The 26329-nt window shown below is 42.1% G+C and carries 25 protein-coding genes; 23 read left to right on the top strand and 2 right to left on the bottom strand.

All coding sequences use genetic code 11. The annotated features are described in order from the left end of the window. The first annotated feature begins 45 nt into the window (after window positions 1-45). The 22 genes from I6E40_RS01655 to I6E40_RS01760 all read left to right on the top strand — a co-directional run bounded on the left by I6E40_RS01655 (window position 46) and on the right by I6E40_RS01760 (window position 23550). On the top strand, window positions 46-657 hold the full coding sequence (locus tag I6E40_RS01655; RefSeq protein WP_235385111.1) for a hypothetical protein: 612 nt from the start codon (window positions 46-48) through the stop codon (window positions 655-657). A gap of 14 nt (window positions 658-671) precedes the next feature. After that, window positions 672-2021 (top strand): lipopolysaccharide biosynthesis protein, encoded by a 1350-nt coding sequence (locus I6E40_RS01660; RefSeq protein WP_235385112.1) that lies wholly within the window; start codon window positions 672-674, stop codon window positions 2019-2021. A gap of 9 nt (window positions 2022-2030) precedes the next feature. Beyond that, window positions 2031-3305 carry a glycosyltransferase family 4 protein gene (locus tag I6E40_RS01665; RefSeq protein WP_235385113.1) on the top strand — a complete coding sequence of 425 codons (1275 nt, stop codon included), beginning with the start codon at window positions 2031-2033 and terminating at the stop codon, window positions 3303-3305. Next, window positions 3298-4608, top strand: a complete 1311-nt coding sequence (locus I6E40_RS01670; protein ID WP_235385114.1) for a hypothetical protein — start codon at window positions 3298-3300, stop codon at window positions 4606-4608. Before I6E40_RS01665 ends, I6E40_RS01670 begins: the two co-directional genes overlap by 8 nt. Before the next feature lie 11 nt (window positions 4609-4619). Next, entirely contained in the window at window positions 4620-5762 is a 1143-nt protein-coding gene (locus I6E40_RS01675) for a glycosyltransferase (protein ID WP_235385115.1), read from the top strand. Beyond that, window positions 5759-6667, top strand: coding sequence for an ATP-grasp fold amidoligase family protein (locus tag I6E40_RS01680; protein ID WP_235385116.1), 909 nt, complete (start codon window positions 5759-5761; stop codon window positions 6665-6667). Before I6E40_RS01675 ends, I6E40_RS01680 begins: the two co-directional genes overlap by 4 nt. Continuing rightward, on the top strand, window positions 6660-7241 hold the full coding sequence (locus I6E40_RS01685) for a serine O-acetyltransferase (RefSeq protein WP_235385117.1): 582 nt from the start codon (window positions 6660-6662) through the stop codon (window positions 7239-7241). The genes I6E40_RS01680 and I6E40_RS01685 overlap by 8 nt, the downstream gene beginning before the upstream one ends. Window positions 7242-7249: 8 nt before the next feature. Beyond that, window positions 7250-8371 (top strand): glycosyltransferase family 4 protein, encoded by a 1122-nt coding sequence (locus tag I6E40_RS01690; RefSeq protein ID WP_235385118.1) that lies wholly within the window; start codon window positions 7250-7252, stop codon window positions 8369-8371. A 12-nt stretch (window positions 8372-8383) separates the two neighbouring features. Continuing rightward, window positions 8384-9529: a glycosyltransferase family 4 protein gene (locus tag I6E40_RS01695; protein ID WP_235385119.1), complete on the top strand. Its 1146-nt coding sequence runs from the start codon at window positions 8384-8386 to the stop codon at window positions 9527-9529. A 14-nt stretch (window positions 9530-9543) separates the two neighbouring features. Then, window positions 9544-10623 carry a pyridoxal-phosphate-dependent aminotransferase family protein gene (locus tag I6E40_RS01700; protein ID WP_235385120.1) on the top strand — a complete coding sequence of 360 codons (1080 nt, stop codon included), beginning with the start codon at window positions 9544-9546 and terminating at the stop codon, window positions 10621-10623. Next, window positions 10623-11960: a Gfo/Idh/MocA family oxidoreductase gene (locus tag I6E40_RS01705; RefSeq protein ID WP_235385121.1), complete on the top strand. Its 1338-nt coding sequence runs from the start codon at window positions 10623-10625 to the stop codon at window positions 11958-11960. Before I6E40_RS01700 ends, I6E40_RS01705 begins: the two co-directional genes overlap by 1 nt. Continuing rightward, window positions 11957-12760, top strand: a complete 804-nt coding sequence (locus I6E40_RS01710; protein ID WP_235385122.1) for a phosphorylcholine transferase LicD — start codon at window positions 11957-11959, stop codon at window positions 12758-12760. Before I6E40_RS01705 ends, I6E40_RS01710 begins: the two co-directional genes overlap by 4 nt. 158 nt (window positions 12761-12918) lie before the next feature. Continuing rightward, window positions 12919-14190 (top strand): glycosyltransferase, encoded by a 1272-nt coding sequence (locus tag I6E40_RS01715; RefSeq protein WP_235385123.1) that lies wholly within the window; start codon window positions 12919-12921, stop codon window positions 14188-14190. A 45-nt stretch (window positions 14191-14235) separates the two neighbouring features. Continuing rightward, the gene (locus tag I6E40_RS01720; RefSeq protein WP_235385124.1) at window positions 14236-15498 is read left to right on the top strand and encodes a glycosyltransferase; all 1263 of its coding nucleotides are present in this window, start codon (window positions 14236-14238) and stop codon (window positions 15496-15498) included. 254 nt (window positions 15499-15752) lie between these two features. Continuing rightward, entirely contained in the window at window positions 15753-16973 is a 1221-nt protein-coding gene (locus tag I6E40_RS01725; RefSeq protein ID WP_235385125.1) for a glycosyltransferase family 4 protein, read from the top strand. Next, window positions 16970-17845 (top strand): sugar nucleotide-binding protein, encoded by an 876-nt coding sequence (locus tag I6E40_RS01730; RefSeq protein WP_235385126.1) that lies wholly within the window; start codon window positions 16970-16972, stop codon window positions 17843-17845. The genes I6E40_RS01725 and I6E40_RS01730 overlap by 4 nt, the downstream gene beginning before the upstream one ends. Next, a complete protein-coding gene (locus I6E40_RS01735) occupies window positions 17845-18882 on the top strand; it encodes a WD40/YVTN/BNR-like repeat-containing protein (protein ID WP_235385127.1) in 1038 nt (345 codons plus the stop codon). The genes I6E40_RS01730 and I6E40_RS01735 overlap by 1 nt, the downstream gene beginning before the upstream one ends. Beyond that, window positions 18879-20036, top strand: a complete 1158-nt coding sequence (locus I6E40_RS01740) for an ATP-grasp domain-containing protein (protein ID WP_235385128.1) — start codon at window positions 18879-18881, stop codon at window positions 20034-20036. The genes I6E40_RS01735 and I6E40_RS01740 overlap by 4 nt, the downstream gene beginning before the upstream one ends. Before the next feature lie 147 nt (window positions 20037-20183). Next, window positions 20184-20924 (top strand): sugar transferase, encoded by a 741-nt coding sequence (locus I6E40_RS01745; RefSeq protein ID WP_235385129.1) that lies wholly within the window; start codon window positions 20184-20186, stop codon window positions 20922-20924. Beyond that, window positions 20921-22048, top strand: a complete 1128-nt coding sequence (locus tag I6E40_RS01750; protein ID WP_235385130.1) for a nucleotidyltransferase family protein — start codon at window positions 20921-20923, stop codon at window positions 22046-22048. Before I6E40_RS01745 ends, I6E40_RS01750 begins: the two co-directional genes overlap by 4 nt. 86 nt (window positions 22049-22134) lie before the next feature. Next, a complete protein-coding gene (locus I6E40_RS01755) occupies window positions 22135-22812 on the top strand; it encodes a PIG-L deacetylase family protein (protein WP_235385131.1) in 678 nt (225 codons plus the stop codon). Window positions 22813-23103: 291 nt separating this feature from the next. After that, entirely contained in the window at window positions 23104-23550 is a 447-nt protein-coding gene (locus I6E40_RS01760; RefSeq protein WP_235385132.1) for a WbuC family cupin fold metalloprotein, read from the top strand. Between the two features lie 462 nt (window positions 23551-24012). Here the strand turns inward: I6E40_RS01760 and I6E40_RS11055 are convergent, their stop codons facing one another. Continuing rightward, window positions 24013-24255, bottom strand: coding sequence for a hypothetical protein (locus tag I6E40_RS11055; RefSeq protein WP_410897020.1), 243 nt, complete (start codon window positions 24253-24255; stop codon window positions 24013-24015). A 29-nt stretch (window positions 24256-24284) separates the two neighbouring features. After that, entirely contained in the window at window positions 24285-24800 is a 516-nt protein-coding gene (locus I6E40_RS01765; RefSeq protein WP_235385133.1) for a DUF4372 domain-containing protein, read from the bottom strand. A 50-nt stretch (window positions 24801-24850) separates the two neighbouring features. On the opposite strand from I6E40_RS01765, the gene I6E40_RS01770 reads away from it, so the two are divergent. Further along, window positions 24851-26299: an aminoacyl-histidine dipeptidase gene (locus I6E40_RS01770; RefSeq protein WP_410897022.1), complete on the top strand. Its 1449-nt coding sequence runs from the start codon at window positions 24851-24853 to the stop codon at window positions 26297-26299. Window positions 26300-26329: the final 30 nt, after the last annotated feature.

Genomic DNA, 26329 nt, shown 5'->3' on the forward strand with positions numbered 1-26329 from the left:
GAGTGTTTATATATGTAGTACCAAAATTTCTTATAGCATCCAGATATGATACGAACTGAGAAAGAATTAGAGTTTTATATTAGGGCTGACTACATGATGAATAGAGGTTATTTCAAACCCTCGTTCAAGCAGAGGTTACGGGAATTTTTTTTCCCTGATTACATAATGGATTATCTAATTTCCATGAGGAAGGTGGACTATTATTCAAATCGGGGAGGTTATTTATTGGTAATCAATAAGATAAAATTTAGAAGACTATCTGTAAAACTCGGGTTTAGCATTCCTCCAGGTGTTTTTGGATACGGTCTCATCTTACCACACTATGGAACGATTGTTGTTGGCCCAAATAATAAAATTGGTAATTATGCTGTTTTACATACATCAACATGTATTACATCTAGACCCAAATCTATTGGAGATAACTTTTATCTTTCAACAGGAGCAAAAGTAATTACTGGGGAGGATCTAGGAGATAATATTATGATTTCTGCTAATTCTGTTGTTATTAAAGGCTGTATTGATGGAAATGCTCTACTTGTGGGTGCACCTGCTTATAGAAAGAAAACTATTCCAGCTTGGTTTGAATATCAAGGAAATACCAATACAATTAATAGAATATTATTAGTGGAGCGTCTAAGAAAGTCTATTGGCTTATAATTGATCTTTACAATATGGGTGCAAGTAACAAAATAATAGAAAAAATTAAAAAAGCCATTACTAAAGGTTCGGAACGATCCGTAAAGGCGAAGAAGAACATCATAAGGATGTTATTCCTTAAAGGCGGAAATATTCTAATTGGATTGCTGCTAGTTCCGATGACTATAAAATATGTTGATAGTGAGAATTATGGAATTTGGCTTACATTAAGCGCTATGGTTTCTTGGATGAGCTTCTTTAATGTAGGACTCAACAATGGTCTAAAGAACAACCTTGGAGAGGCACTTGCAAAGGGTGATATTAATCTTGGGAAAAAGTATGTAAGTACTACATATGCATTGTTATGTCTCATTTTTATACCATTAATGCTAATTATTCTATTTATTGCTCCTTTTATTAATTGGAATTCTGTTCTTAATATTTCTGACTCTGTAGGCAATAGTTTATTAGCTGCTATTTGTATTATTGTAGTATACTTTTGTCTTAATTTTATTCTATCTACAATTAATATGGTTCTTCAAGCAGATCAGAATCCTGCTGGAGCATCAGCAAGAGATTTAGTTCAGCAAGTATTATCACTTACAATCATTTGGATATTGACACTAACAACACAAGGAAGCTTACTGAAGTTGTGTGTCGCTTTATGTGCATCTCCATTAATAATCTCAAGTATCTTTAATATCACTTTGTTTTCAGGACGGTATAAAGCAATAGCACCTTCGATTAAAAGCATTGATTTTAAAGTAGCACCCTCTCTTCTGAACCTAGGGGCTAAATTTTTTGTTATTCAAATAGCGGGGATAATTCAATATCAGATGTCCAATTTTCTTATTTTAAGATATATTGGGGCTACTGAGGTGACAGCATACAATATTGTATATAAGTATATAAGCGTTCTATGGATGGTTTGGTCAATTATGACAACCCCAATTTGGGCTGCAGTGACAGATGCTGTAACTAAAAAAGATTTTGACTGGATTCGTAACACTAAAAAAAAATACTTGAAATTATTAGTCTTATTTACAATCGGTGGTGTACTAATGGTTATTATCTCTCCTTGGGTTTACAAAATATGGATAGGTAATTCAGTATCAATTACACCAATTCTTTCAATATTTGTATTTCTATATATTTGGGTAATGATGTTTGGAAATGTATTTGTTTGCATCCTTAATGGAGCTGGCAAACTAAACCTTCAGATGTATTCTTGCCTTATTTCTCCAATAGTATTTTTGGCTGGTTTTTATATATGCAATAATGTATTTAACCTAGGAGTAATTTCTGTGATTATTGCTTCTATTATATCAAATTTTAATGGCTTTTTGATAGCGCCGATACAATGCCGCAATTTTCTCCGCAAATAATTATCTATTATGAATATACTTTGGATTTCAAATATAGTACTGCCTGAAGCTTTATCTCTTTTAAGAATCAACAATTCTCTGAAGGGGACTGGAGGTTGGATGATTGGTGCAGCGAATTCTATTGTTAGAGATTCTTCGATTAAGCTATATATTGCGTCGCCTACAGACAGAGTATCTGATTTGGTGGAACTCAAAGGCGAAAAGATTATTTATCTTCTTTTCCCTTTGGGTTCAGGTAATCACAAATATAATTCGGCTTTTGAATCTTATTTTCTAAGCATTAAAAACAAAGTAAGACCTGATATTGTACATATTCATGGAACAGAGTTTTCTCATAGTCTTGCATATGTAAAGGCCTGCGGTTCTGATCACGTTGTGGCCTCTATCCAAGGTATGACTTCAGTTTTTGCTAGATTCAAAACGGCAGGATTATCGATTGGGGATATTGTGAATTACCTTTCATTATCGGATATTTTATTGAGACAATCCTTGTTTCATAAGGTAAAAGATCTTAAGGTGTGTGGAGAAAGTGAAATTGCTTTAATTAAGGAATTGAAGCACGTGATAGGACGCACAACTTGGGATAAAGCTAACACATGGGCTATTAATCAAAAAATCAAATACCATTTTTGCAATGAGACTTTGCGCCCAGAGTTCTACACTGGTGAATGTTGGTCTTATAAAAATTGTGAGAGACATACTATTTTTTGTAATCAACCGACTAACACTAATAAGGGATTCCACCAACTTCTAAAAGCACTCCCTTTGGTAGTGAAACAATTTCCTGATACAAAAGTCTATCTTTCAGGGATAAAGGCTTTAAAGGGGGACTCAATTAAGCATAGATTAATTGAAACTGGTTATGTAAAATATCTTAGAAAACAAATTATTAAGGCTGGTCTAGAGAAACATTTAATCTTTCTTGGTCCACTAAATGCCGAGCAAATGAGACAACAATATCTAAAAGCCAATGTATTCGTCAGTCCGTCCACTATTGAAAACAGTCCGAACTCAGTTGGAGAGGCTCAAATTTTGGGTACACCAGTTATTTCCTCATATGTTGGTGGTATTTCTGATATGATAGAAAATAATGTAACTGGATTTCTATATCGTTTTGAGGAAACAAATATATTAGCATATATAATCTGTAAAATATTTGCTGGAGATGTTGATTTAGAAAATATGTCGCTCAATGAAATTCGAGTAGCAAAACAGCGACATGATCCAAGCATTAATACCGATACTTTACTAAAGATATATAACGACATTATTCAAAATGGCTAATATAAAAAATGCACCTCACGTTGTTTGGATGTTTTATGGCATCTTGCTTTACGAGATAGCTGGATTGGGATCGTTGTTTTTTTCATGGTCCAACTATTTGTGTATGCTTGGTGTAATAATTACTATTATTGCCTTTACACGTGCCCCAAAATTGCCAATACCTGTGGCTGCGAAGGTTAGTGTCACACTCCTTTATGCCACAATAGTATTTATGGTTTGTCGTGGTTCATTAATTGGGAATACTCCACATCTTTATGGAGAGGGACCGCTTCCAAATAGTTCCATGTATGACATAATTCGTTTTTTTCTCGTTAATCCTTATTCTACGTTTGCAATACTATTTCCGTTCGTCATATTGGTTGATTGGAGAATAGATGAATTCATGTATTTAAGAAAAATAGCACTTGTTTCCTCCTTTGCGTCTATTGTTGCCTACTTTGTTTTTAAAGATTACATAGCATTAGCTGACGAATTCGGTAGAACACAATTCGCAAATGCAAGTGGTTTTGTCTCTGTTCGTAGTCTTGCCAATCAAATATTTGTTGGATTGGGAGCTGTGCTATGTATGTCTTGGTCATTTCAATACTTAATTCAGAAAAAGATTTATTGGATTCTGTTATTGATATTATTCTTAAACTTTTTTTGTCATGTGTCTGGTGGTGGTCGTGGTAATTCGGTAATTGCTTTGGGGTATATTCTTTTGTTTTTCTTATTCCTTTACAATAGTTCAAAATCAGGATATATTAGAAGAAGTAAAATACGGTCAGTATTTGCTGTTCTATTTGTCGCTTTTGTAGTTGTTGTCTATTACCTTGCAACAAAAACCTCTTTTCTTGATTTATTGATTAGTCGTACTTTCGAGGGTGGTGATATTAATGCAGGTCTCAGAGAATCTTCCCGCGAAGAGTATATGGGTGCAATGATTCAAGATTTTAATACTGATTTTTTAAGTTGGATTTTCGGTCGAGGTGTAAATGGCTGTTATTCATTAGGAAAAAATAATCTTCGTAGTTCATTAGAATGGGGATACATGTGGCTGATTCTTAAGGGTGGTGTTATCTATTTAGTATTATATGTCTATATCCTCATCAAAGCCTTTGCCAATGGATATCGAAAGTCAAAAAATGCTCTCGCCAGATCATTAGGTTTTCTGTGCTTGGTTCAGGTTCTGTTATTAGTTCCGTTTGGGTTACCTACGGTTTCCATACAGTGCTTGTTAGTATGGCATTCTGTACGTTTATTAAACTCCCCTACTTTCTTGAATCTTTCCGATAGCGAAGTACATCGAATGATTAATAAATAAATAAAAATATAATGAGCACATTTTATGTAATTTCTAAATCCTATGACCCAGGATCTGCATCCACTAATCATGCTTTGTCATTTATTCGAGGTTTTGATGCAATAGGTATTAAGGCTAAGTGGGTGTTCATTTTTCCTAATGAGAAATGTTCAAAGGTAGATTTTGAGTTTAAGAACATCTCCGTTGAATACCTATGGTCTGATAGATGCTGCCATCATAAATATTTGCGACAAATCTATAAGCACTACTCATATGGCATGTTTTTCTATCGAGCCTTAAAGAAAGGTGATACTGTTCTGTTATTAGGATCGAATGTTTATCTCCGTAAGTTGTCGAATCGTAAGGATATCCGTGTTTTCCATGAACTTACTGAGCATCCCGATGTGGGCAAGATGTCACGACTTCCTATTTTTACTACTAAGATGTATTTGAAATGGGTTAAGAAAGTTGATGGACTTTTTGTCATCACAAATGCTTTGAAAGATTATTTCGTGGCTCAAGGGGTGGAAGGAAAATTAGTTCATGTGATAAATATGGTAGTGGATGATGAGCGATTCAAGGGGGTAGAGAAAACAAAAGTTGACTATCCATACATTGCTTATTGTGGTAATGCGTCCAATACAAAGGACGGTGTGGATGATCTAATACGTGCTTTTGCTATTGTATCCAAACAGATTGATAATGTCCGTCTTCGCATCATAGGTCCAAAGCCTGTAAAAGGTAGCGTGAATGACCTACTTGTAAAAGAACTAGATATTGTAGATCGTGTTGATTTTGTCGGTTGCGTATCTCCCTCTGAGATGCCTCAACTTCTTGTTAATGCGCAGATTGTAGCTTTGGCACGTCCTGATAGTCTTCAGAATACTTATGGATTCCCTACTAAGATGGGAGAGTACTTGCTCTCGGGTAATCCAGTATGCGTAACTGCAGTGGGTGACATTCCTCTTTTCTTGGCTCATCAACAAACTGCAATGTTGTCAGCTTGTGGGGACTATGAAGCTTTTGCAACGAATCTCATTTGGTGTCTTGAACATATTGAAGAGGCAAGGCAGATTGGGTTGAGAGGGAGAGAAGTTGCCCGACATAACTTTAACTATCTAACAGAATCTCAAAAAATATTGGATGTAATTTTTCCTAAAAAGAAGCAACAATGATACATTTCAGAAGAGTTTTAATAGTTTTATTGAATAAGGCATCCTGCGTATTTCCAGATAGATTTTATTTATGGATGCAGTTCTATCTTCGTATGGGGTATTCTTTTAATCTTGATAATCCAAGGACTTTGAGCGAAAAGATTCAATGGCTTAAGTTAAACTATAAAAATCCATTATATCCGTCTCTTGTAGATAAATATCTGGTAAAGGATATTGTGGCTGGAATTATCGGTAAAGACCACATCATCCCGACCATTGGTGTTTGGGATAATCCCGAGAGTATAGAGTGGGATAAATTGCCTGAGCAATTCGTATTGAAAACGACACATGGTGGGGGAAATAGCGGGGTTGTGATATGTAAAGACAAGAGTCTGATAGATAAGCAGCAGGTTATTGATAAACTGAAGAAGTCTCTGAAACAAGATATCTATAAAACTTTCAGAGAGTGGCCGTATAAGAATGTAAACAAGCGAATTATCGCGGAGAAATATATGGAGCAAGAAGATGGCTCGCCTTTAATAGATTATAAGTTTTTCTGTTTTAACGGAGAACCGAAATACGTATATTTATCTCAATACTCACATGGTAATGATAAAGATATATCTTGTTTTTTGGATTTGACATGGTCACAAGCACCTTTCCAAAGAAAAGGTGAAAAGATAGCGAGTGTCATTCCAACGAAGCCTGAATTATTTTCCGAAATGACAGAAATGGCGAAATTCTTATCAAAAGAGTTTCCGTTCGTTAGAGTTGATCTATATGAAATCAACAACAAGGTGTTTTTCTCTGAGTTGACATTTTACCCGAGTAGCGGAATGCAACCTTATGAACCTATTGAATGGGATAAGAAACTTGGTGATTTGTTAGTCCTTCCAGAACCACTAAACTATAATCAGTATGATTAAGTCAAAAACAGATCTATCATATTACATTGAGCAGGATAGGCTTATGAATGGTTATCCTGCCAGAAGAGGTTTTTGTGAGATTATCAAAAATATGTTTTTCCCTAATGCTGTTTCACATCTGCGTTATTTAAGGAAATTGGAGTACTTTACAAATGTACATACTTTTTGGGGTAGATATTTGAAAGCATATTATGACCTTAAACTTCGCATCTCAGCTAGGAAATTAGGATACTATATTGGTGTGAATTCTTGTGGACCTGGTTTGTCTCTCCCTCATTATGGTACAGTCATAATAAGCGCAGAAGCAAAGTTAGGTAAAAATTGTAGAGTCCATGCTTGCGTAAATATAGGAAGAAGCGCAGGAAAGAAGAAAGCACCTCAAATAGGGGACAATGTGTATATTGGACCAAGTTGTGTGTTATTCGGTGATATTCATATTGCCAACAATATAACTATTGGAGCTAATGCTACTGTAAACAAGTCTTTTGAACAAGAGAATGTTGTTATAGCAGGTACACCTGCGCGAATTGTCAAAACAGACTATCCCAGTTGGATTGAATTCAATAAAGATTAGACAAATATATGAAAATACTAATAGTAGCATATAATTATCCCAGTAAATACTGTAGTGCAGACTTTGTCTTTGTAAAAATGTTGGTTGATGAGTTTGCACGCAAAGGCCATGAGTGTGTCGTGCTGGCTCCTCATAGCGTAAGCCATCATAAATGTCTGCATCACGGCATCGAAGAATATGCTGTAGGAGACAATGTTGTGAAGGTTGTCAGACCCAATTATATTTCAACCTCCAGTCTTACAATAGGCAAATATTACATCTCTAATGAACTCCACAAACTGGTTGTTCGCCATGCACTACGGCATTTGAAGTTTAAGCCCGATGTGGTTTATTGCCATTTTTGGAAACAAGGCATCGAAGCTTTTCCTTTCGCAAAGAAACATGAATTGCCACTCTTTGTTGCGTCTGGAGAATGTGAGATATTCGAGGATAACAGAAAAGGAGAACTGAAGGCGTTTTGTGATTATGTCAGAGGAGTAGTATGCGTATCAACGAAAAATAAAGATGAAAGTGTCAGTCTGAACCTTGCGAAGCCAGAAGATTGCATCGTTGTCCCCAATTCCATTGACAATAGTCTTTTCCGGAAGCGGGATAAGGCAGAATGCCGCAGGGAACTTGGATTGCCCTTGGATAAAACAATTATCGCTTTTGTCGGTTGGTTCGTTGACCGCAAAGGCAGTTTGCGTGTATCAAAGGCCATAGAGGAAATACCTGAAAATGACGTATATTCCATCTTCATAGGTGAAGGCCCGGAAGAGCCTAAAAATCCAAATATCTTGTTCAAGGGAAAGGTATTGCATGATAAGGTTCCATTGTTTCTGAATGCAGCCGATGTCTTCGTGCTTCCTACACTTCAGGAGGGGTGCTGCAATGCTGTGGTTGAGGCCATGGCATGTGGCTTGCCTGTTATCTCATCAAATCTTCCATTCAATTGGGATGTACTCAATAAGGATAATTCCATCATGGTGGATCCTCTCAATGTGGAAGAAATCAGGCAGGCTATCATCAAACTGCGCGACAATGTGCGGTTACGTTCAGAAATGAGCAGTGCCGCGCTTGAAATGGCCAAGGAGCTAACTATTCAGGAACGGGCTCATAAGATTATTTCATTTATGCAGGAACGTATGTAGAAAACCAAGGTTATGAGGATTGCATATTTTTCAAATTATTTCAATCATCACCAAAAGCCTATAGGTGATATTTTTAATACATTGCCAAATGTAGAATACATTTTCGTGGCAACTGAAAAAATACCTGATTTTAGGGTAAAGTTAGGATACAAGCAAATATCTGCCGACTACGTTATTGATACAACAATATCTAAAGAGAATAAGAAAAGGGCAATCAATCTTGCGAAAGAAGCGGATGTTGCCATATTCATGGCTGGCGGTCTTGAAGAGTATATTATACCTCGTCTTAAATTAAATAAGCTGACATTTGAAGTTTCCGAGCGTAGATTCAAACGTGGTTATATCAATATGCTTTCGCCAAATTTGATCAAGCATCAAATAATGTACTTCCTGTTTGGTCGGAAAGCCCCATTATATCTACTTTGTAGCAGTGCATACGCCGCAAATGACTATAACTTTTTGGGTTCTTATATTGACAGATGTTTCAAATGGGCATACTTCACCCATGTGGATTGCAATTATTCATTATCTACCAACAGGAATGATGGTTTTGTCAAAATCATGTGGTGTGGAAGATTTATTGACTGGAAGCATCCTGAACTCCCCATATTACTTGCTTCAAGATTGAAAACCATGGGATATCAATTTTCTATTGATATGTATGGAAATGGCAAGTTGTTAAAGGATATGATGGAATTAGCAAAAGATAATTCTGTTGATGATGTCGTGCACTTTTGTGGAAACCATCATAATGAGGCAATCCTTGAAGCAATGCGAGCACACCAGATTTATTTGTTTACTTCAGATAGGAATGAAGGTTGGGGGGCTGTCGCTAACGAGAGTATGAGTAATGGTTGTGCCCTTGTTGGTTCTGAGCAGATAGGCAGTGTACCTTTTCTTGTTGAAGACAATATTAACGGACTGATTTATAAAGGAACAGATATTGATTCTTTGACAGAGAAAGTGAAATACCTTCTCGATAATCCTCTTCACTTAGATAGGATACGCAGAAATGCTGTAAAAACAATGCAAGATGTATGGTCTCCCCAAGTAGCAGCTGAAAGGTTTGTTAGGTTGGCAGAAAATCTTCACTTAGGGAAAAATACTCCTTATTCCGTTGGTCCTTGTAGTAAAGCAACACCAATTCATAATAATTAATACATTTATAAGCTATGATAAACTTTACTGTAGGCCCTGTACAGTCATCTGATGCTGTTCGTGCCATAGGCGCAGAACAGGTGCCATATTTTAGAACGGCGGAGTTCTCAGAGCTCATGTTGGAAAATGAGCGACTCGTAAAGAAGTTTGCACACACTACAGATGATAGTCGTGTAGTATTCATGACATGTTCTGGTTCGGGTGGTATGGAGACAGCCATTATGAACTGCCTCAACAAAAATGACAAAGCTCTCGTTGTGAATGGTGGTAGTTTTGGCGAACGATTTGTAGAACTGCTTACACTTCACGAGATTCCTTTTACAGAAATCAAGCTGGAGCATGGCAAGGCCTTGAAACCAGAGCACCTTGCTCCTTACGAAGAGCAAGGTTACACGGCTTTCCTTCTCCAGAAGCATGAAACCTCTACTGGGGTACATTACGATATTGATATGGTTGCCGACTTCTGTAAACGTAATGGATGCTTCTTGATAGTGGATACAATATCTTCTTTTCTTTGTGACCCTTTTGATATGACTGCTACTGGGGCTGGAGTTATGATTACGGGTTCTCAAAAGGCACTTGCTTGTGCCCCAGGAATTGCCGTTATGGCACTTGCTCCTTCTGCTTTGAAGCGTATTGATGAAAACAAGTGTTGTTGCCAGTACCTTGATTTGAAACTTGCTCTCAAGAATATGGAGAGAGGCCAGACCCCCTGGACACCTGCAGTTGGCATCCTTCGTCAGATTAATGTCCGTTTGAAGGAGATTGATGCCATGGGTGGTGATGAGGCAGAGATTGAACGTTGTGCAGAACTTGCTAGGTACTTCCGCAATAAACTCATTGAGCTGGACCTTCCTTTTGAGATTGTAAGCGAGAGCCTCAGCAATGCGGTTACTCCTCTCCATCCGACCACTCAGTCTGCTTTTGAGATTTTTCTGAAGATTAAGGATGAGTACGGAATGTGGATCTGTCCGAATGGTGGTGACATGAAGGATACCATATTCCGTGTTGGGCACATCGGTTATCTGCAGAAGGAAGATTATGATACATTGATCAAAGCTTTCCTCGACTTGAGGGATAAAAAGTTTATTTAATGAAAAAAGTCATAACATACGGTACATACGATCTCTTTCATCAGGGGCATTATAATCTTCTCAAACGGGCAAAGGATTTAGGTGACTACCTCATTGTGGGTGTCACTACTGATAATTTCGACCTTGAGCGTGGAAAGATGAATACCTGCAACAATGTGATGGAACGCATTGAGGCTGTCAAGGCAACTGGTCTTGCTGACCAAATTGTGATTGAGGAATATTGCGGTCAGAAAATTGATGATATCCAGAAGTATGGAGTGGACATCTTTGCCATAGGTTCCGATTGGGAAGGTTATTTCGACTATCTGAACGAGTTCTGCCAAGTTGTTTATCTTCCTCGCACCCAAGGTATTTCTTCTACTCAATTAAGACAGGAGCGTCCTACGGTCAATATCGGTATCATCGGAACCGGTAGTATTGCGTTTCGTTTTGTGCCTGAATCGAAGAATGTGAACAGTGCGGTTATTTCTGCAGCATATAATCCTGACATGGGTGAGAATATGGTATTCTGTGAGAAGTACCAGATTCCTGTCGTGGCGAATGATTTGGATGAGTTGTATGCAAATTGTAATGCAGTTTATATTGCATCACCTCATTATACCCACTACGACTACGTAAAGTCTGCACTATTGGCAGGGAAACATGTGTTATGTGAGACTCCTTTCGTGTTCTCTATGGCACAAGCAGAGGAACTCTATCAGATTGCAGAGGAAAAAAAGCTTGTCCTGATGGTAGCCCTCAAAACGGCCTATACTCCAGCATTTGGACATCTGTTTTCTCTTTTGAAATCTCGAATTATAGGTGATGTCGTGGAAGTGAATGCTTCCGTCACGACATTGACTGATGAGAGTTCGGAGAAGCTTGACTGTAAGCATTTTGGTGGTAGTATGAGTGAGAATGCATGTTTCCCATTGCTTCCAATCTTCAAGTTCTTGGGTGCTGACTATCGCAACATAAACTTCTATTCAAAGATGAAGAACGGCGTTGATATATTCACAAAAGCTGTATTCCGCTTTGATCATGCTGTCGCATCATTTCAGGTCGGACTCGGTGTTAAGACGGAAGGTTGCATGACTGTTGCAGGAACCAAGGGGTATGTGTATGTTCCTGCGCCATGGTGGAAGACTGACTATTTTGAGGTGCGTTATGAAGATCAAAACCTGAACAAGAAATATTTTTATCCTTTTGTGGAAGAAGGATTAAGGTATGAGATAAAAGATTTTGTAGCGGCAATTCTTTCTGAAGGCTACCATCACCAAATCTCTAAGATAGAAAACCTGAAGATGGCTGAAGTGCAAGAATGTTATATTAACGGAATAAATGTTTATCGATTATGAAAAAAATGATAGATGTTGAGGAGCTAAAAAGTATCCAAATGGAAATATTGAAGTCTATTGATTTGTTTTGCAAACAGAACGACATCAAATATTCCTTGGCTTTTGGTTCTCTTTTGGGGGCTGTCAGACACCATGGCTATATCCCATGGGATGATGATTTGGACATCATGCTTCTTCGTGAGGACTATACGAAGTTTGTCAATGGCTTTAAACATGAAATATATTCTGTAATAACTCCCTCTAACAACATTGATTATTCCTTGCCTTTTGCAAAAGTGTTCGATAGCAGGACAGTAATTGATGAAAATGCAGATACAAAATGTACATATGGCGTTTACGTTGATGTCTTTCCTGTTGATAATACTCCAGACGACCCTAGAGAATTAAATCATTTTCTGAAGCAAAAAGATCGTTTAAATAAACAGCATATCCTGAAAATATTGAAGATTCGGAAAGGGAGGAGTTTGATAAAGAATTTTGTCATCCTGATTGGTCATGCTCTTCTTGCATTCAAGTCTCTTCATGAGATAGTAATGGAAATGGAGAACCTGTCATCAAAATATTGCTCACAAACGGGATGTAATCTAAAAGGCATAATTGCGCCTAATGATAATCGTAGGGAAGAATTGTTGCCATCAGTATATTTTGATTCGTATCGTACTGTTCGTTTTGAAGACGTTGAAGTAATGGCAATAGAAAAATATGATGAGTATTTGAAAGCGTCATACGGCGATTACATGAAGCTTCCCCCAAAGGAAAAGCAGGTTTCCCATCATCTGTTTGAAGCGTATTGGAAATAATGGCCTGATTGCATTGAGGCTATGAGTGAATTTGGAAACAAGATAGCTTATCTCTCCATTATTCTTGCTGTACTCATTCTCGTGTATGCTGCAAAATTATTGATGCGGTTTGCACCTGATGTTTGGGGAATGTTGAATGGTGGACGTTAGATAAACAGATGCCAAAAGTATTTCATATAAGCGGAGCCATAAATTTCGGTGCTCCGGGGCGGATTGTGGAACAAATCGGATTGTTGGCACGGAAGAAGGGCTATGAGTGCTTTGTCGCTCATAGTTGCCGTAATGAGAATCCGAGTCAGTTACAGCATTACGCCATGACAGCAAGATACCAAGAGGTCATACATGCCCTTGGCGCCAAATTCCTTGATCTTCATGGTCTGCTGTCGACAAAGGAAACCAGGGGATTGGTAGAGCGTATCAAGGATTATCAACCTGATATCATTCATCTTCATAACATTCATGGATATTTCTGCAATTTCAAGGTGTTATTTGAATATTTGGATTCTGTGGATACTCCTGTGGTATGGACGCTGCATGACTGTTGGTCTTTCACGGGCAGATGCTTTCATTTTGTAGGAGTGGATTGCTATAAATGGAAGACTGGATGTTATGATTGTAAGGCTGAACCTAGTTATACAGTGTCAAAGTATTATGACCGTTCAAAAGAGTTATATGCTCTAAAGAAACGATTGTTCTCGTCTGTCAAGAACCTGACCTTAGTCCCTGTTTCAGATTGGCAGGCTGCATTCTTGAAGGATTCCTTCCTGAAAGACTGCAACGTGCATACGATTCATAATGGTGTGGATATAGAGAAGTTCAGACCCATGAATGGGAATCGTCTTCGTGATAAGCATAAGCTGGACGGAAAGTTTGTGATTCTTGGTGTGGCTTCTCCATGGAATACCCGTAAGGGATTGGACGATTTTTATCGAATACACACAATGCTTCCAGATGAGTTTGCCATTGTGATGGTAGGGCTTACATCAAAGCAAATAGAAAAGTTGCCTGACGGCATCATAGGAATCGCAAGAACGGAGAGTCAGCAGGAATTGGCTGAATATTACTCGATGGCTGATGTATTTGTTAATCTGACGTATTTAGATACGTTTCCGACAGTAAACTTGGAGGCTCTTGCCTGCGGTACACCGGTCATCACCTATCGTACTGGAGGTAGTCCAGAGGCGATAACGGATGTAGAGAATGTAAAGATGGTGAAGGATGGGATTGAGTGTTATCCTACTGGTATGGTTGTAGAACAGGGGGATATTGCAGGAATTGTAGATGCCATAAGGGAACTGCATGCGCATCTGCTTTCTAAGGAGGATTGCCGGAAGAGGGCTGAGATTTACTTCAACAAGGACAAGTGCTTTGAGAAATATATCGACTTATATAATACATTAACTTGCCATACGGGGGGTAAAACTCTATAGCCCAATTTGTTGCAAGTCTTCTTGTTCAGAAAGGAGGCTTGCAGCATGAAAAAGCTTCTTCAAATCGGCTCTTCCCTCAACTGTGGTGCTCCGGGCAAGATTGCAGAACAAATTGGCTTGTTGGCTATGGCAAAAGGTTGGGATGTCTATATGGCGCATGGCGTGCGACATTCTAATCCCAGTCAATTGAAGACGATACCGATGGTTACGCCTCATGAGGAGAAAGTACATGCTCTATATAGTTTGCTGCTTGATCGTCATGGCCTTGGTCCTGATGGAAAGACAAAAAAAATGGTGGAATGGATAAAAGTCCATAAGCCTGACGTTATCCATCTGCACAATATCCATGGACATTTCCTCAACTATAAAACGCTGTTTGAGTATCTTGTAACGACGGATATACCTGTGGTGTGGACACTGCATGACTGCTGGCCTTTCACAGGACATTGCGCGTATTTCGACTCCGTTGATTGTAGGCGATGGATGACGGGCTGTTACGATTGCCCGCTCAGAAAAGACTATCCGAGGTCCTTTCTTATTGACCGTTCTCAGAAGAATTATCGTTTGAAAAGGCGACTTTTTACAGGATTGAAGCGTTGCGTGATGGTGCCTGTATCGGATTGGTTAGGAGATATTACCCGTGTTTCGTTTATGGGTAAATATCCTGTACACGTGATTCATAACGGGATAGATTTGAATGTGTTCCGTCCAGCTGAAACAGATTTGCGTCAGCGGTTGGGCATTGCACCTGAAAAAATAGTCGTACTGGGATTGGCTGCTCCGTGGGTTCCGCGCAAAGGCTACCATGATATAATTCTCATGAGCGAGGAGAAGGATTTTCAGATAGTGATGGTAGGCGTCAGTGCGGAACAGAAAGAGGCTTTGCCTAATAATATCATAGCAGTTACCCGCACCAGCAACCAGCAGGAACTTGTGGAGTATTACAATATGGCGGATGTCTTTGTCAACCCTACTTATTCCGACAATTTCCCAACCACAAATCTCGAAGCGCTTGCCTGCGGCACGCCTGTCTTCACTTATCGTACGGGCGGCTCGCCGGAGGCGATTGCCGATGCTGCCTGTGAAAAGGAAGACAAGACTGGCGCGCTGCGTTATCCTACGGGAATGGTGGTAGAACAAGGTGACGTGGAGGGAATGATTCGTTCTATCCGCGAGTTAAGGCAACGGCCCATAAATGCTAACGTTTGCCGCCAGCGTGCCGTAGAGCATTTTGATAAGGACAAGTGTTTTGAGGAGTATATTAAGTTGTACGAGAATCTTCTACTGGGGGATCAGAATAACACTTGAGATAACAATCAGTTCGTGCAAGAGCCCTAAGGAAAGAGAGAGGAGGGCTGCGGCATGAGCTCTTCCCTCAATTGCGGTGCTCCAGATAAGATAGCAGAACAAATTGGTTTGTTGAAGGCAAAGCCTCTTATGCAGAAGCATGTCGAAAATGCGTGCTTGATAATTTCGATAAGAATGACCGTTTTGCTGATTACGTGGATTTATATGATTCGCTCATCGTACGGTCATGAGTGTTTATTGTTGAAGCAAGTAATATGAGAATCCTGATTGTTACGCAATACATTTATCCAGAACCTTTTAAGAGCTCTGAGATGGCTTTCGAATTGAGCAAACGAGGTCACAATGTCGAGGTGCTTACGGGAATTCCGAATTATCCAGAGGGGCATTATTACTCTGGATATGGTCTTTTCAAGAAACGCAAAGAAGTGGTGAATGGAGTAAAATTCTACCGCTGTCTTCAGACTCCACGAAAATTGCTTCCTGGTTTTCTTGGTCAAAGCTTAAATTACGTGACCTTTATGGTGAATGCCACCCTATGGGTGTTGTTCTATTTCGTGTGGAAAAAGAAGTATGATGCTATCATCACGCACGAGCCCTCGCCCATTACTCAAATTGTGCCTGCATGCATATTGGGAGATGTACGTAAAATCCCTGTATATAGTTGGATACAAGATATTTGGCCCGATGCACTTGTTTCGGCGGGGGGAATGATCGGTAAGATGCTGGCTCCAACATTAGGCTGGGTGACCAATTGGGTGTATCGCCATTCTACAAAGTTGTTGATTACTTCTAAAGGTATGTTAGAACTCATCAATCGGGATGCAGACTACAAGGATAAAATAATCTACTATCCACAATGGTCGGAAGATATGATGCCCTTGGATAGGCAGCCTGTCGGCATTGACTGGGTGAGAGGTGAAGACTATACTATTATGATGGTTGGCAGCCTGAATAGTGGTATCGGTGTGCCTGCAGTACTGGAATTATGCAAGGAGATGAAGGATGATTCTGTAAACTTTGTGTTTGTGGGCGGTGGCAGTGAAGAACAAACAATGCGTGATTTCTGTAATAAGGAAGGATTAGGTAAGGTGCGTTTTACTGGTCGAAAGCCCTTTGCAGAAATGCCTTACTATTGCCAACAGGCAGATGCAATGCTCCTAACATTGAAAGAAACGGAAATGAAACATCTGGATATTACCATTCCAGCGCGTTTGCAGGGATATCTGAGTGCAGGGAAACCTGTTTTGGCAATGATTGGCAGTGGTGCTACGGAAGTGATTCGAGAGGCCAACTGCGGTATTTCGGTTCCTGCGGGCGATTTCAAGGCATTGGCTGAGAAGATACGTAGGGAGGTGCTGGCTGATAAGGATGCTTTTGCGAGAAAGGGCAAGAATGGCAGAAAGTATTTTGATGAAAACTTTACAAAAGATAAGTGCATCGATAAATTAATAGAAATCTTAAACGGGAAAAAATGAAACGAGTTCTAATAACTGGTGCTAACAGTTTTGTGGGTATAAATGTTGAGAAGTGGTTGCTTCGTGTGAAAGGTGAATTTGAGGTAGACACTGTTGACACAATGAATGGGATATGGAAGCATGCCGACTTCTCGAAATATGATGTTGTGTTCCATGTTGCAGGCATTGCTCATGTGGATCCGAAACCAGATATGGCTCCCCTTTACTATAAGGTAAATCGTGACCTTGCTGTAGAGATCGCGAAATGGGCGAAGGCGCATGGTGTAAAGCAATTCATTTATATGAGCTCGAAAATAGTATTCCATGCTTCTAAATCGTTAAAGGGTGATGTGGTTACGAAATCGAGCGTTCCAAACCCCAACGATTTCTATGGCGACTCTAAATTGCAAGCGGAGAAATGTCTGAATGAACTGAATTGTGATACCTATAAAGTGGTTATTTTACGGCCTTGTATGGTTTATGGCCTTGGCAACAAAGGCAATTTGCCTCGTTTAGCATGGCTCGCTACGAAAACTCCTGTATTCCCCGCTTGGCACAACAAGCGAAGTATGATTCATGTAGATAATTTGGCAGAATTGGTAAGGCAGGTGATACTTCGTGAATTGAGCGGTACGTTTCACCCTCAGAATAAAGAATACGTCGATACAGTGGAGGTGGTGCGTTATTTTGCTAAGCGAGAGGGTAAGAAAGTGTGGATTACACCAATGCTAAACCCGCTGGTATGGCTTGGGTCGTTTTTCTTGAAACCAATCTGCAAAATGTTTGCAGACTCGTATTATGATCAAGAAATTAGTACTTATGAGTTCGACTATCAGGTAGTTCCATTTAGTGAGAGCCTGAAAGATGTAGAGCCCAGAAAAAAGATGCGATAATGTTACGTTTCAAAAAACTTATTGAAGGCAGGGCCTTGTATCAAGAGCCCGATAAGATTTGGGTAGCAAAGGGCAGGAGGTTCTTTGCTGTGGATTATGACGGGAAGCGTGTGGGGAGAGTGTTTACGGTGCCTGGCGGTTGGAAGGAACGGCTGATGACGTGCGGGCGTGTCCTGACGCAGGGTACCCGAAATGACATACGCATTCTTTTGCCTCTGAAAAACGAGAATTTTCTTGTCGTTGCTAAAAGGAAAGTGCTGGTATTCTCACGCGATGGTAAGGTGGTGAACATTTGGACTGGATTCCAAGGAAATAAACCAGGACATCAAGGAGCGTGCGTTACGCCTGATGGCACTATCTTTTTTACGGAATACCTGCTCAATCCGAAACGGGACCATGCCATCAGACTGTGGCGGTCGATGGACAACGGCATGACATGGCACGTAGTGAAAGAGTTTGAGCCTGGGGACATACGTCATCTGCATTTCGTGAAGTGGGATGTGTATGCCGGATGCCTGTGGATGGGAACGGGCGACTATGGAGAGAATGGTGCGGAGAACCGTCTCTACCAGAGTACGGATAATGGTGAGACATGGCGATTGGTGGGGCAGTACAGTCAGGACTGGCGTGCCATTGGTGTCTGCTTCACGAAGGATTATCTGTATTGGGGAACGGATGCCGGTTCGTGTCCTGATACCGTTCATTTTGTACGTATGGACAGGCAGACAGAGACTCTGGAGATATTGGATGACATGGAGGGACCATGCCATGGATGCGGCTCGTATGCCGATGGCAGGGCTTTCTTCTCAACGGGCGTAGAAGGCGGTGAGAATGAGAAAGACAACATTGCACGCATGAAGATGTTAGGTGCTGATGGCAAGTTGCAGACCGTATGGGAATGCAAGAAGGATTGTCTGCCACTTATCGTCCAATATGGCGTGATGCGCTTCCCGCTCGGGACTGACAATTGCACAAGAGTATGTTTTACCACCATGGGACTGAAAGGACATGGTGAGGCTATAATGATTGAGAAATGAAAGACTACAAAGATATAAGAGTCCTTCTGATTGAAGGACGTGCAAGGCAGGTGCTACCTATGAGTAAGGCTTTGCGAGAACTGGGTTGCGAGGTGACAACATATAATGGAAGCAGACTTGACCCTGGTTATGCTTCCAAGTATCCCCATCGAAAGCTATTGGCGTATTGTGACGCTCATGATCCAGAGGGATCATATAAGGCAATCTGTGCAGAATTAGAAAAATATCATTATGACATCGTGATTCCTATGAATGACGATGTGGCAATCATTCTGTCCAAGCACAAAAAGGAACTTGAGAGATTGACCACTATACACGTGAATGATTGGCCTCTCTTTTCCATGGCAAGCGATAAGTTGCAGACAATGGAGGCTTGCATGAAAAACAACCTGCCTTGTCCAAAAACCTATTTAAGTCTTAATGATTTTAAGCAGGATGCGCATAATGTTCAATATCCGATGGTCTGCAAACCAAGAACGGGGTGCGCTGCTGTTGGTTTCCATGTGGCAGATGATGAACATGACTTGTTGGAGTATTATAAAAAGGCAGAACAGAAATATGGCCCTTGCCTGATTCAAGAATATATACCCCAAGATGGGCTTCAATATAAAGCAGAGCTTTACATTGACCGTAATGGGGCTATGAAAGCCGCGTGTGTATTTTCCAAAGTACGTTGGTATCCTATTAATGGCGGTTCAAGCACATTGAACGAAACAGTTGACCGCCCAGACATCGTTGAGGATTGCCGTAAATTACTAGCGGCTATCGGCTGGAGAGGATATGCTGACATAGATCTGATTGAAGATATACGGGATGGTAAGGCGAAGATTATGGAGATTAATCCTCGTATTACTGGCAGTGTGAAAATCTGTTTTGAAGCAGGTGTGAATTTTGCAAAAGCAATTGTAGATGATTATTTTGGAAAAGAACTTGATAATCAGTTTGAGGTCGCGCACAAGTACTTGCGTTATATGCATACGGATGTGCTGTGGTTCCTGAAATCGCCTAACCGCTTTAAGTGCCGTCCTTCGTGGTTCTCATTCAAGAATACTACAGATCAGATTTTCTCTTGGTCAGACTTGTGGGTTTTCTTTGCATTTACATTGCAAGGATTTGCGAAATTGAGGAGAGACAGAAAGAAGCGTGAACTATGAGTTAATTATGAATGTAAGTGACTATTTTAATATTGGTGTACAAGACAAAGAGACAATCGCTAATAGCTTACTATTCTTCTTTATTAACTTTAACAATAATCCGGAGTGGCGGTCTTGTCGCTCCCAAACCATTTGAAACAACCATTTATGATTTATCCCGTGATAAAGCGTGTGCTGGATGTGGTGTGCGCTGTGATAGGTATTGTCGGTACTTCGCCCTTGTGGCTGTTGGCAATTGTTGGTATTCTTGTCTCAGATTGGGGACCGTTGTTCTATACTGCCCACCGCATAGGGCGTGGCAATCGACCCTTTAAGATGTATAAATTCCGCTCCATGCGGGTGCTTAGGCAATCCAGAGCCGGAGCTGAGGCATCATTGCGTCCCGATGCAGACCGTATTTTCCCATTTGGGAATTTCATTCGCAAGGTGAAAATCGATGAATTGCCGCAGTTGCTGAACATCCTGAATGGTACAATGTCCATTGTGGGACCGCGGCCTGTGGCCCAAGATCAGTTTGACATGTTTCGTTACCGTCCCGGGGTGGAGCGCAGTGCCGATGAGGATGAGACCATGAAGCGGCTGGATGCGGCGGCTGCTGTGCCGGTAGGTTTGAGTGGACCGGCGGCACTGTATGATTTTATTTATGGAGACCATATTACTGACGAGTCGGAATATATGCAAAAGGTATATCCCACACGCCGCGAGTTGGAATACACTTATGTGCAGAAGGCTTCGCTTGGTTATGACTGCAAGATGGTCCTTTACACCGTCATCTGCATCCTGTATGCCTTGGTGGGAAAGGAAGCTACGTGGATCTTGCGCGAGTTGCTGGCAGATGCCCGGCGTAGTTGTCCGCAGTTGGATGTAATGCCGAAAGGAATAGAATGAAAGCGCATATTTTCTTCAGATTGATACGTGTGGCCATTGGTACGGCACAGGATGTGGACTGTACACCAACGGCCGAGGATTGGCAGCAATTGTATCTGTTGGCGGAGCGTCAGGCGCTGATTGGCATTGCCTTTGCTGGAGTACAAGCCTTGAAGAGGGACAATCCGGAGCGGGTGAAGCTCTTGCCACAGGCACTACGCATGAAATGGCTAGCAACGGCTGTCGCCATACACCAGCGCAATGATCTGATGAATCGCTGTTGTGCTGAGCTGCAGTGCATCCTGACGGCTAGGGGCGTGAGGAGCTCCATTTTTAAGGGGCAAGCGAATTTACCTTATTATGCCCGGGTCTCCGGGGCAGAACTGGCCATGCTTCGGCAGCCCGGCGATATTGATGTGTGGATTTCGGGCGGAAAGCAGATGGTGCTTCAGCTGGTGCAGCAATTGGCTCCCACTCGCGAGGTGCGTGAAACGCATGCCCACTTGAATCTCTTTGATGACGTGGAGGTTGAGGCTCATTATCGGCCTGGTTTAATTCGTAATTTCCTGACCAATGCCCGCTTGCAACGTTTTTTTGCCCGTCAGGAAGCAGCCTGCATGGAGCATATCACGGGCATTCCCGAGGAGGCGGATAATTGTCGGGTGGTGAAGCCTGTCTGGACCTTTGATGCCGTACATCAGCTGACGCATATCTTTCATCACTTCTTTACCGAGGGGGTTGGTCTGAGGCAGTGTTTAGATTACTGCTACTTGTTGCGCAACTGCCCTGCAGGGACGAAGGAAAAGGATGCTTTGCGGCATGCCGTATCTTCGCTGCATATGTCGCGCTTTGCCGGTGCGCTGATGTGGGTCCTTGCCGAGGTCTTTGGCTTGCCTGAAGACTGGATGCCGTGGAAACCCAATGAAAAGGATGGTGCTTTCTTGTTACAGGAAATTATGCAGGGTGGAAATTTCGGCCGATACGACGCTCGATACAACCTGAAGCGAATGAATCCGGTGGAAAGTTTGTTTCGCATCACTCGCAGAAATCTTTCCCTGTTGCGTTTTGCGCCATTCGATTGGTTTTGGAGTCCGCTTTGGAGAATTTGGCATTTTGTGAAAAGGAAATGCCATGGTTATGCATAAGCTTTGACATTTTACAAAAACATAAGGTGGGTTCTGTTGGTTTGCATAACCGTCTCTTCGGAACCTGCTGATAAATCTGCATGAATATGAAATACTTATTAGTAGTGGCTCACCCTGATGACGAGGTGCTCGGGGCTGGAGCATCGATGTGGAAATGGTCGCATGATGGCGACGAAGTGGAAGTTTGCATCATGTGTACGGAGGCGAAGGCACGTGCCTTCCGTCCTTCGGATGCAGAGTTAGAGGGTGACACGGATGCTGCTGTGTCGTTCCTCGGAGTGAAGAAGAAATATGAGGGTACATTCCCGAATATTGAGATGAACACGGTGCCGCATCTGAAGCTGGTGCAGTTCATTGAATCTGCAATTCGCGAGAGCGAGCCGGACGTGATTATCACCCACCATCCTGCTGACACGAACAACGACCACCTGCAAACGTCAATGGCTTGTCAAGAGGCGATTCGCTTGTTCCAACGCAGGCCGGAGGTGAAGCGCGTGAAGGAGTTCTGGTATATGGAGGTGCCGTCTTGTACGGAGTGGAAAATCAACAATGCCATGAAGTGCTTTGAACCTAACTGCTTTGTAGAGGTAGGCAAGGAAGGGGTAGATGCCAAGATAAAGGCTTTGTCTATGTATCGAGGTGTGATGCGCCCTTATCCTCACCCTCGTTCAGCGGAGTATATCACAGGACTGGCGGCTGTGAGAGGCGGACAATGGGGCGTGAATTACGCCGAAGCGTTTGAGGTGGTACAAAGGGAGTATTAAGTAATCCTCAAAAAATAACCTGCATCATCTTTGAAAATCTTTTCAGTCCACATTTCCTCCCTCATCAGTCACATAGCTACGGCTATGCTCCTTCTTCGGGTGAAAATCTGACCTCGAAAATGTCATTCAAATCTGACGCAACTTATTATTTTCATATTACTAAGCAGCGGAAAATGTAAAAGTATCTCACATACATCTGGCAATTTGTGTCGTTTCTCTTTGTCCCTCAGCAGGGATAGCATATCACAGAACAGGCACAGAGTTATGACAAGAAATAAAGCAATCACAATTATGGATATTCTTGAAATCAATGACAATATGCTGGCGGCATTGCATTTGCAGGCTGCGGCATCGGAACGAAAACGCATGAACTATGACCTCAGAACGACTGCTGAGGATAATTCGCAACGGATGTTGAATGCGTTGGAAGTGGGTACTAAGGTGCCGATTCATCGGCATTTGGAGACATCTGAGACTACGATATGTCTCCAAGGGTGCATGGATGTGGTGTTTTATGACTTGCGTCCGAATGAGGACTGTGGAGGTACTTTTATGGGAGAGAGTGGGACTGTATTGTCTGACGGCATGGAAACGAATGTGTTTGAACGTTATCGGGTTAGGCTCTGTCCCCGTGAAGGGAAATATGGGGTGCAGATACCTCTTGGGGCATGGCACTCGGTGGAGGTGCATGAACCGAGCACGATCTTTGAGGCGAAGGATGGGAGGTATGGAAAGTAAAATTGATAATTATGGAATTCTTGAACGATATTTCCAATCCTTGTACACAAATATAATTGCATATTATTGCTGTCCGGTAAAATTCCAAAGAGCATAAAATCCCTCCCCGAAGTCCTGTAAAATAGGACTTCGGGGGTTATTTTTTCAAAATTAAGCCCCCTAATCGAAAAGACTTGGTTCTGGCGGTGCTTTTTGCTTCTCCTTTGCAAGGAAATCATTCCAAGTTTTTTCGGGATTTTCCATAAATGCGATAAAATCGACGTAGCACATAAGCATAAGCCGTACCATGGTAACAACTTGCGAGAATGCACAATGCCTCTTTATGCTTCTCGAGAGAACCGTTATCAGCTGATTGGCTATCAGAATAACCCATGTCTGTATTTGTATGGCGTTGACGCTGTCCCCATAGAAGAAATGAAGTGGGAAGTTCTGTTTAAGTTGTTTGTATAACGACTCGATAGTCTATCTTAAGCGGTAAATTTCAGCAATGTCTTCCACCGTGAAGTCAAAGTTGTTGGTCAATAGCACAACTGGTTTCTTGTTCGCATAAAATATCTCCACCCTTCGTGCTTCATGGATGAGTTCCCCTCTTGTAAAACGTACTTTTTGGTCAATATGAGCCACAAGTCCCTCTGTATTGACGTACATAACGGATTCAAGTACTTCATCCTTAAGGTTTTTCTTTATTTTGGTCACGTAGCGCACGCCTTCTTCGGTGAGACGTTGGAATTGTGCTATGTTGACCTAATTTCTTCTTGCCTGATTTCGGATGCCGCCCGACCTTTGAGTATGTTGTCGAAGAGCGTTATTGTGGTGGAATCCATCATATAGAGCAGCTTCTCCCAGTCTTTAGGCTCATGAGTCTGCCCCTTATAACTCTTGGCAGGGCGGCTGTCCGCTAAAAACTTGGCATACTTCTCCAGTAGATATGCATAGACACTTGCAAAGAACTTCTGAGGACGGCGTATGTTGGCTTCTGCAAGCGTACTGCGACGAACCAGATAGTTCATTCCGAGGTGTCCGAGTTTGTGAGCTTCTGCCTTCATGCCAATCTCAAGTTCGCGCAGAGGATCAAAGTGCTTGAGGATGCCAAACAACATTACGACGAGATGTTGGTAACCGTCAAAACGCTTCACATAAGCCTCGCTTTCTTTCGTTTCGCGGCTCATTTGAAGAATTTTCTCCTTATCGAGTAGCTTTAATACTTGACTATAGACCGGCTGTCCGGTAAAATGACTATCTTTGCTCATGGTTATATTTTAATTACTCCAAAACAACAATCATCTAAAATACATTTCTAATCATGAAGAATGCCCTGAATCCCCAAGAAGTGTTTCACTGGTTTGCTCGCATCAACCAAATTCCCCGTCCTTCCAAACGCGAAGAAAAAATGATTGCCTTCCTCGAAGCGTTCGGAAAAGAAAGAGGTCTCGCCACCAAGGTGGATGAAGCGGGCAACGTCTGCATCACAAAAGACGCCACGCCGGGCATGGAGAACCGGAAAAAAGTGATTCTCCAAAGCCACTTTGACATGGTTTGCGAGAAACGCAGCGACGTGGACTTCGACTTCGACACCGACGCCATCAAAACCTACGTCGAAGGGGAGTGGATGAAAGCGGAGGGCACGACCCTCGGCGCGGACGACGGCATAGGCGTTGCCATGCAGCTCGCAGTTCTTGATGCCAAAGACCTGGTGCACGGACCGATTGATTGTGTCTTCACCCGTGACGAAGAAACCGGTCTGACGGGCGCGATGGGAATGAAGGAGGGATTCATGAGCGGAGACTACCTCATCAATCTCGATTCAGAAGACGAGGGCATCTTGTTCGTCAGTTGCGCCGGTGGTGCAAGAAGTTGTGCCGAGTTCCCGTGGCACGACACCGCCGTGCCGGAAAACTCCTTTGCCTTCCGCATTGGCGTGAAGGGACTGACGGGTGGACACTCCGGCGATGACATAGAAAAGGGTAGGGGCAATGCCAACAAAATCCTCGTGCAGTTCCTCTTGCAACAAGCGGTAGAGAACGACCTTCGTTTGGCGGACATCCAAAGCGGTGGACTCGTCAATGCCATTCCGCGTGAAGGCTGGGCACTCTGCACCGTGCCCTGGGAAAAGAAAGAGGCTGTGAGAATCTCTCTCAACGTCTTCATTCATCAAGTGGAAGAGGAACTGAGTGCCACGGAGCCGAACCTTGAACTGACCATGGAGTCGGCTGACGTTCCCGCCACCGTCATGGAACGCGAGGAAATGATGCGCATGCTGAAGAGTTTGCACGCTGTGGCAAATGGCGTGATGGCAATGAGCCATGAGATGGAAGGGCTCGTGGAAACTTCTTCCAACCTTGCCAGCATCAAAAAGGAAGGCGAGAAGGTGACGGTGCGCTCCAGTCAGCGCAGTTCCAAGACCGCTGCCCGCGACCGCATGATTAGTGTCTGGCGTGTCGCCATGGAACTTGGAGGAGCAACGGTTAGCACAGGAAGCGCCTATCCCGGCTGGGCGTTCAAAAGCGACAATGCCATTGTGAGACAGGTGAGGGAAAGTTATGTGCGCCTCTTCCAAACCGAGCCACTCGTGAAAGGAATCCACGCCGGGCTGGAGTGCGGACTCTTCAGTGAGAAATATCCGCAACTTCAAATGGTCAGCATGGGACCAACCATGAGAGGGGTTCACTCGCCCGATGAACGTCTTCACATTCCGTCCGTACAAAAAGTGTGGGACTTGCTCCTCGATGTGCTTGAAAAAGTGGACTGAAAAGTCAGGAGAAAAGATGTAAGAAAGATT

This window comes from Prevotellamassilia timonensis (genome assembly GCF_021531665.1).
In the GTDB taxonomy this organism is placed as follows: domain Bacteria; phylum Bacteroidota; class Bacteroidia; order Bacteroidales; family Bacteroidaceae; genus Alloprevotella.

Bases quoted from the DNA above. Each gene is read 5' to 3' on its own strand.
- I6E40_RS01690 (WP_235385118.1), top strand. From the start codon at position 7,250: ATGAAAATACTAATAGTAGCATATAATTATCCCAGTAAATACTGTAGT.
- I6E40_RS01735 (WP_235385127.1), top strand. From the start codon at position 17,845: ATGTTACGTTTCAAAAAACTTATTGAAGGCAGGGCCTTGTATCAAGAG.
- I6E40_RS01685 (WP_235385117.1), top strand. From the start codon at position 6,660: ATGATTAAGTCAAAAACAGATCTATCATATTACATTGAGCAGGATAGG.
- I6E40_RS01730 (WP_235385126.1), top strand. From the start codon at position 16,970: ATGAAACGAGTTCTAATAACTGGTGCTAACAGTTTTGTGGGTATAAAT.
- I6E40_RS01680 (WP_235385116.1), top strand. From the start codon at position 5,759: ATGATACATTTCAGAAGAGTTTTAATAGTTTTATTGAATAAGGCATCC.
- I6E40_RS01710 (WP_235385122.1), top strand. From the start codon at position 11,957: ATGAAAAAAATGATAGATGTTGAGGAGCTAAAAAGTATCCAAATGGAA.
- I6E40_RS01765 (WP_235385133.1), bottom strand. From the start codon at position 24,800: ATGAGCAAAGATAGTCATTTTACCGGACAGCCGGTCTATAGTCAAGTA.
- I6E40_RS01750 (WP_235385130.1), top strand. From the start codon at position 20,921: ATGAAAGCGCATATTTTCTTCAGATTGATACGTGTGGCCATTGGTACG.
- I6E40_RS01740 (WP_235385128.1), top strand. From the start codon at position 18,879: ATGAAAGACTACAAAGATATAAGAGTCCTTCTGATTGAAGGACGTGCA.
- I6E40_RS01670 (WP_235385114.1), top strand. From the start codon at position 3,298: ATGGCTAATATAAAAAATGCACCTCACGTTGTTTGGATGTTTTATGGC.
- I6E40_RS01700 (WP_235385120.1), top strand. From the start codon at position 9,544: ATGATAAACTTTACTGTAGGCCCTGTACAGTCATCTGATGCTGTTCGT.
- I6E40_RS01725 (WP_235385125.1), top strand. From the start codon at position 15,753: ATGAGAATCCTGATTGTTACGCAATACATTTATCCAGAACCTTTTAAG.
- I6E40_RS01715 (WP_235385123.1), top strand. From the start codon at position 12,919: ATGCCAAAAGTATTTCATATAAGCGGAGCCATAAATTTCGGTGCTCCG.
- I6E40_RS01695 (WP_235385119.1), top strand. From the start codon at position 8,384: ATGAGGATTGCATATTTTTCAAATTATTTCAATCATCACCAAAAGCCT.
- I6E40_RS01665 (WP_235385113.1), top strand. From the start codon at position 2,031: ATGAATATACTTTGGATTTCAAATATAGTACTGCCTGAAGCTTTATCT.
- I6E40_RS01755 (WP_235385131.1), top strand. From the start codon at position 22,135: ATGAAATACTTATTAGTAGTGGCTCACCCTGATGACGAGGTGCTCGGG.
- I6E40_RS01660 (WP_235385112.1), top strand. From the start codon at position 672: ATGGGTGCAAGTAACAAAATAATAGAAAAAATTAAAAAAGCCATTACT.
- I6E40_RS01675 (WP_235385115.1), top strand. From the start codon at position 4,620: ATGAGCACATTTTATGTAATTTCTAAATCCTATGACCCAGGATCTGCA.
- I6E40_RS01705 (WP_235385121.1), top strand. From the start codon at position 10,623: ATGAAAAAAGTCATAACATACGGTACATACGATCTCTTTCATCAGGGG.
- I6E40_RS01720 (WP_235385124.1), top strand. From the start codon at position 14,236: ATGAAAAAGCTTCTTCAAATCGGCTCTTCCCTCAACTGTGGTGCTCCG.
- I6E40_RS01745 (WP_235385129.1), top strand. From the start codon at position 20,184: ATGATTTATCCCGTGATAAAGCGTGTGCTGGATGTGGTGTGCGCTGTG.
- I6E40_RS01655 (WP_235385111.1), top strand. From the start codon at position 46: ATGATACGAACTGAGAAAGAATTAGAGTTTTATATTAGGGCTGACTAC.
- I6E40_RS01760 (WP_235385132.1), top strand. From the start codon at position 23,104: ATGGATATTCTTGAAATCAATGACAATATGCTGGCGGCATTGCATTTG.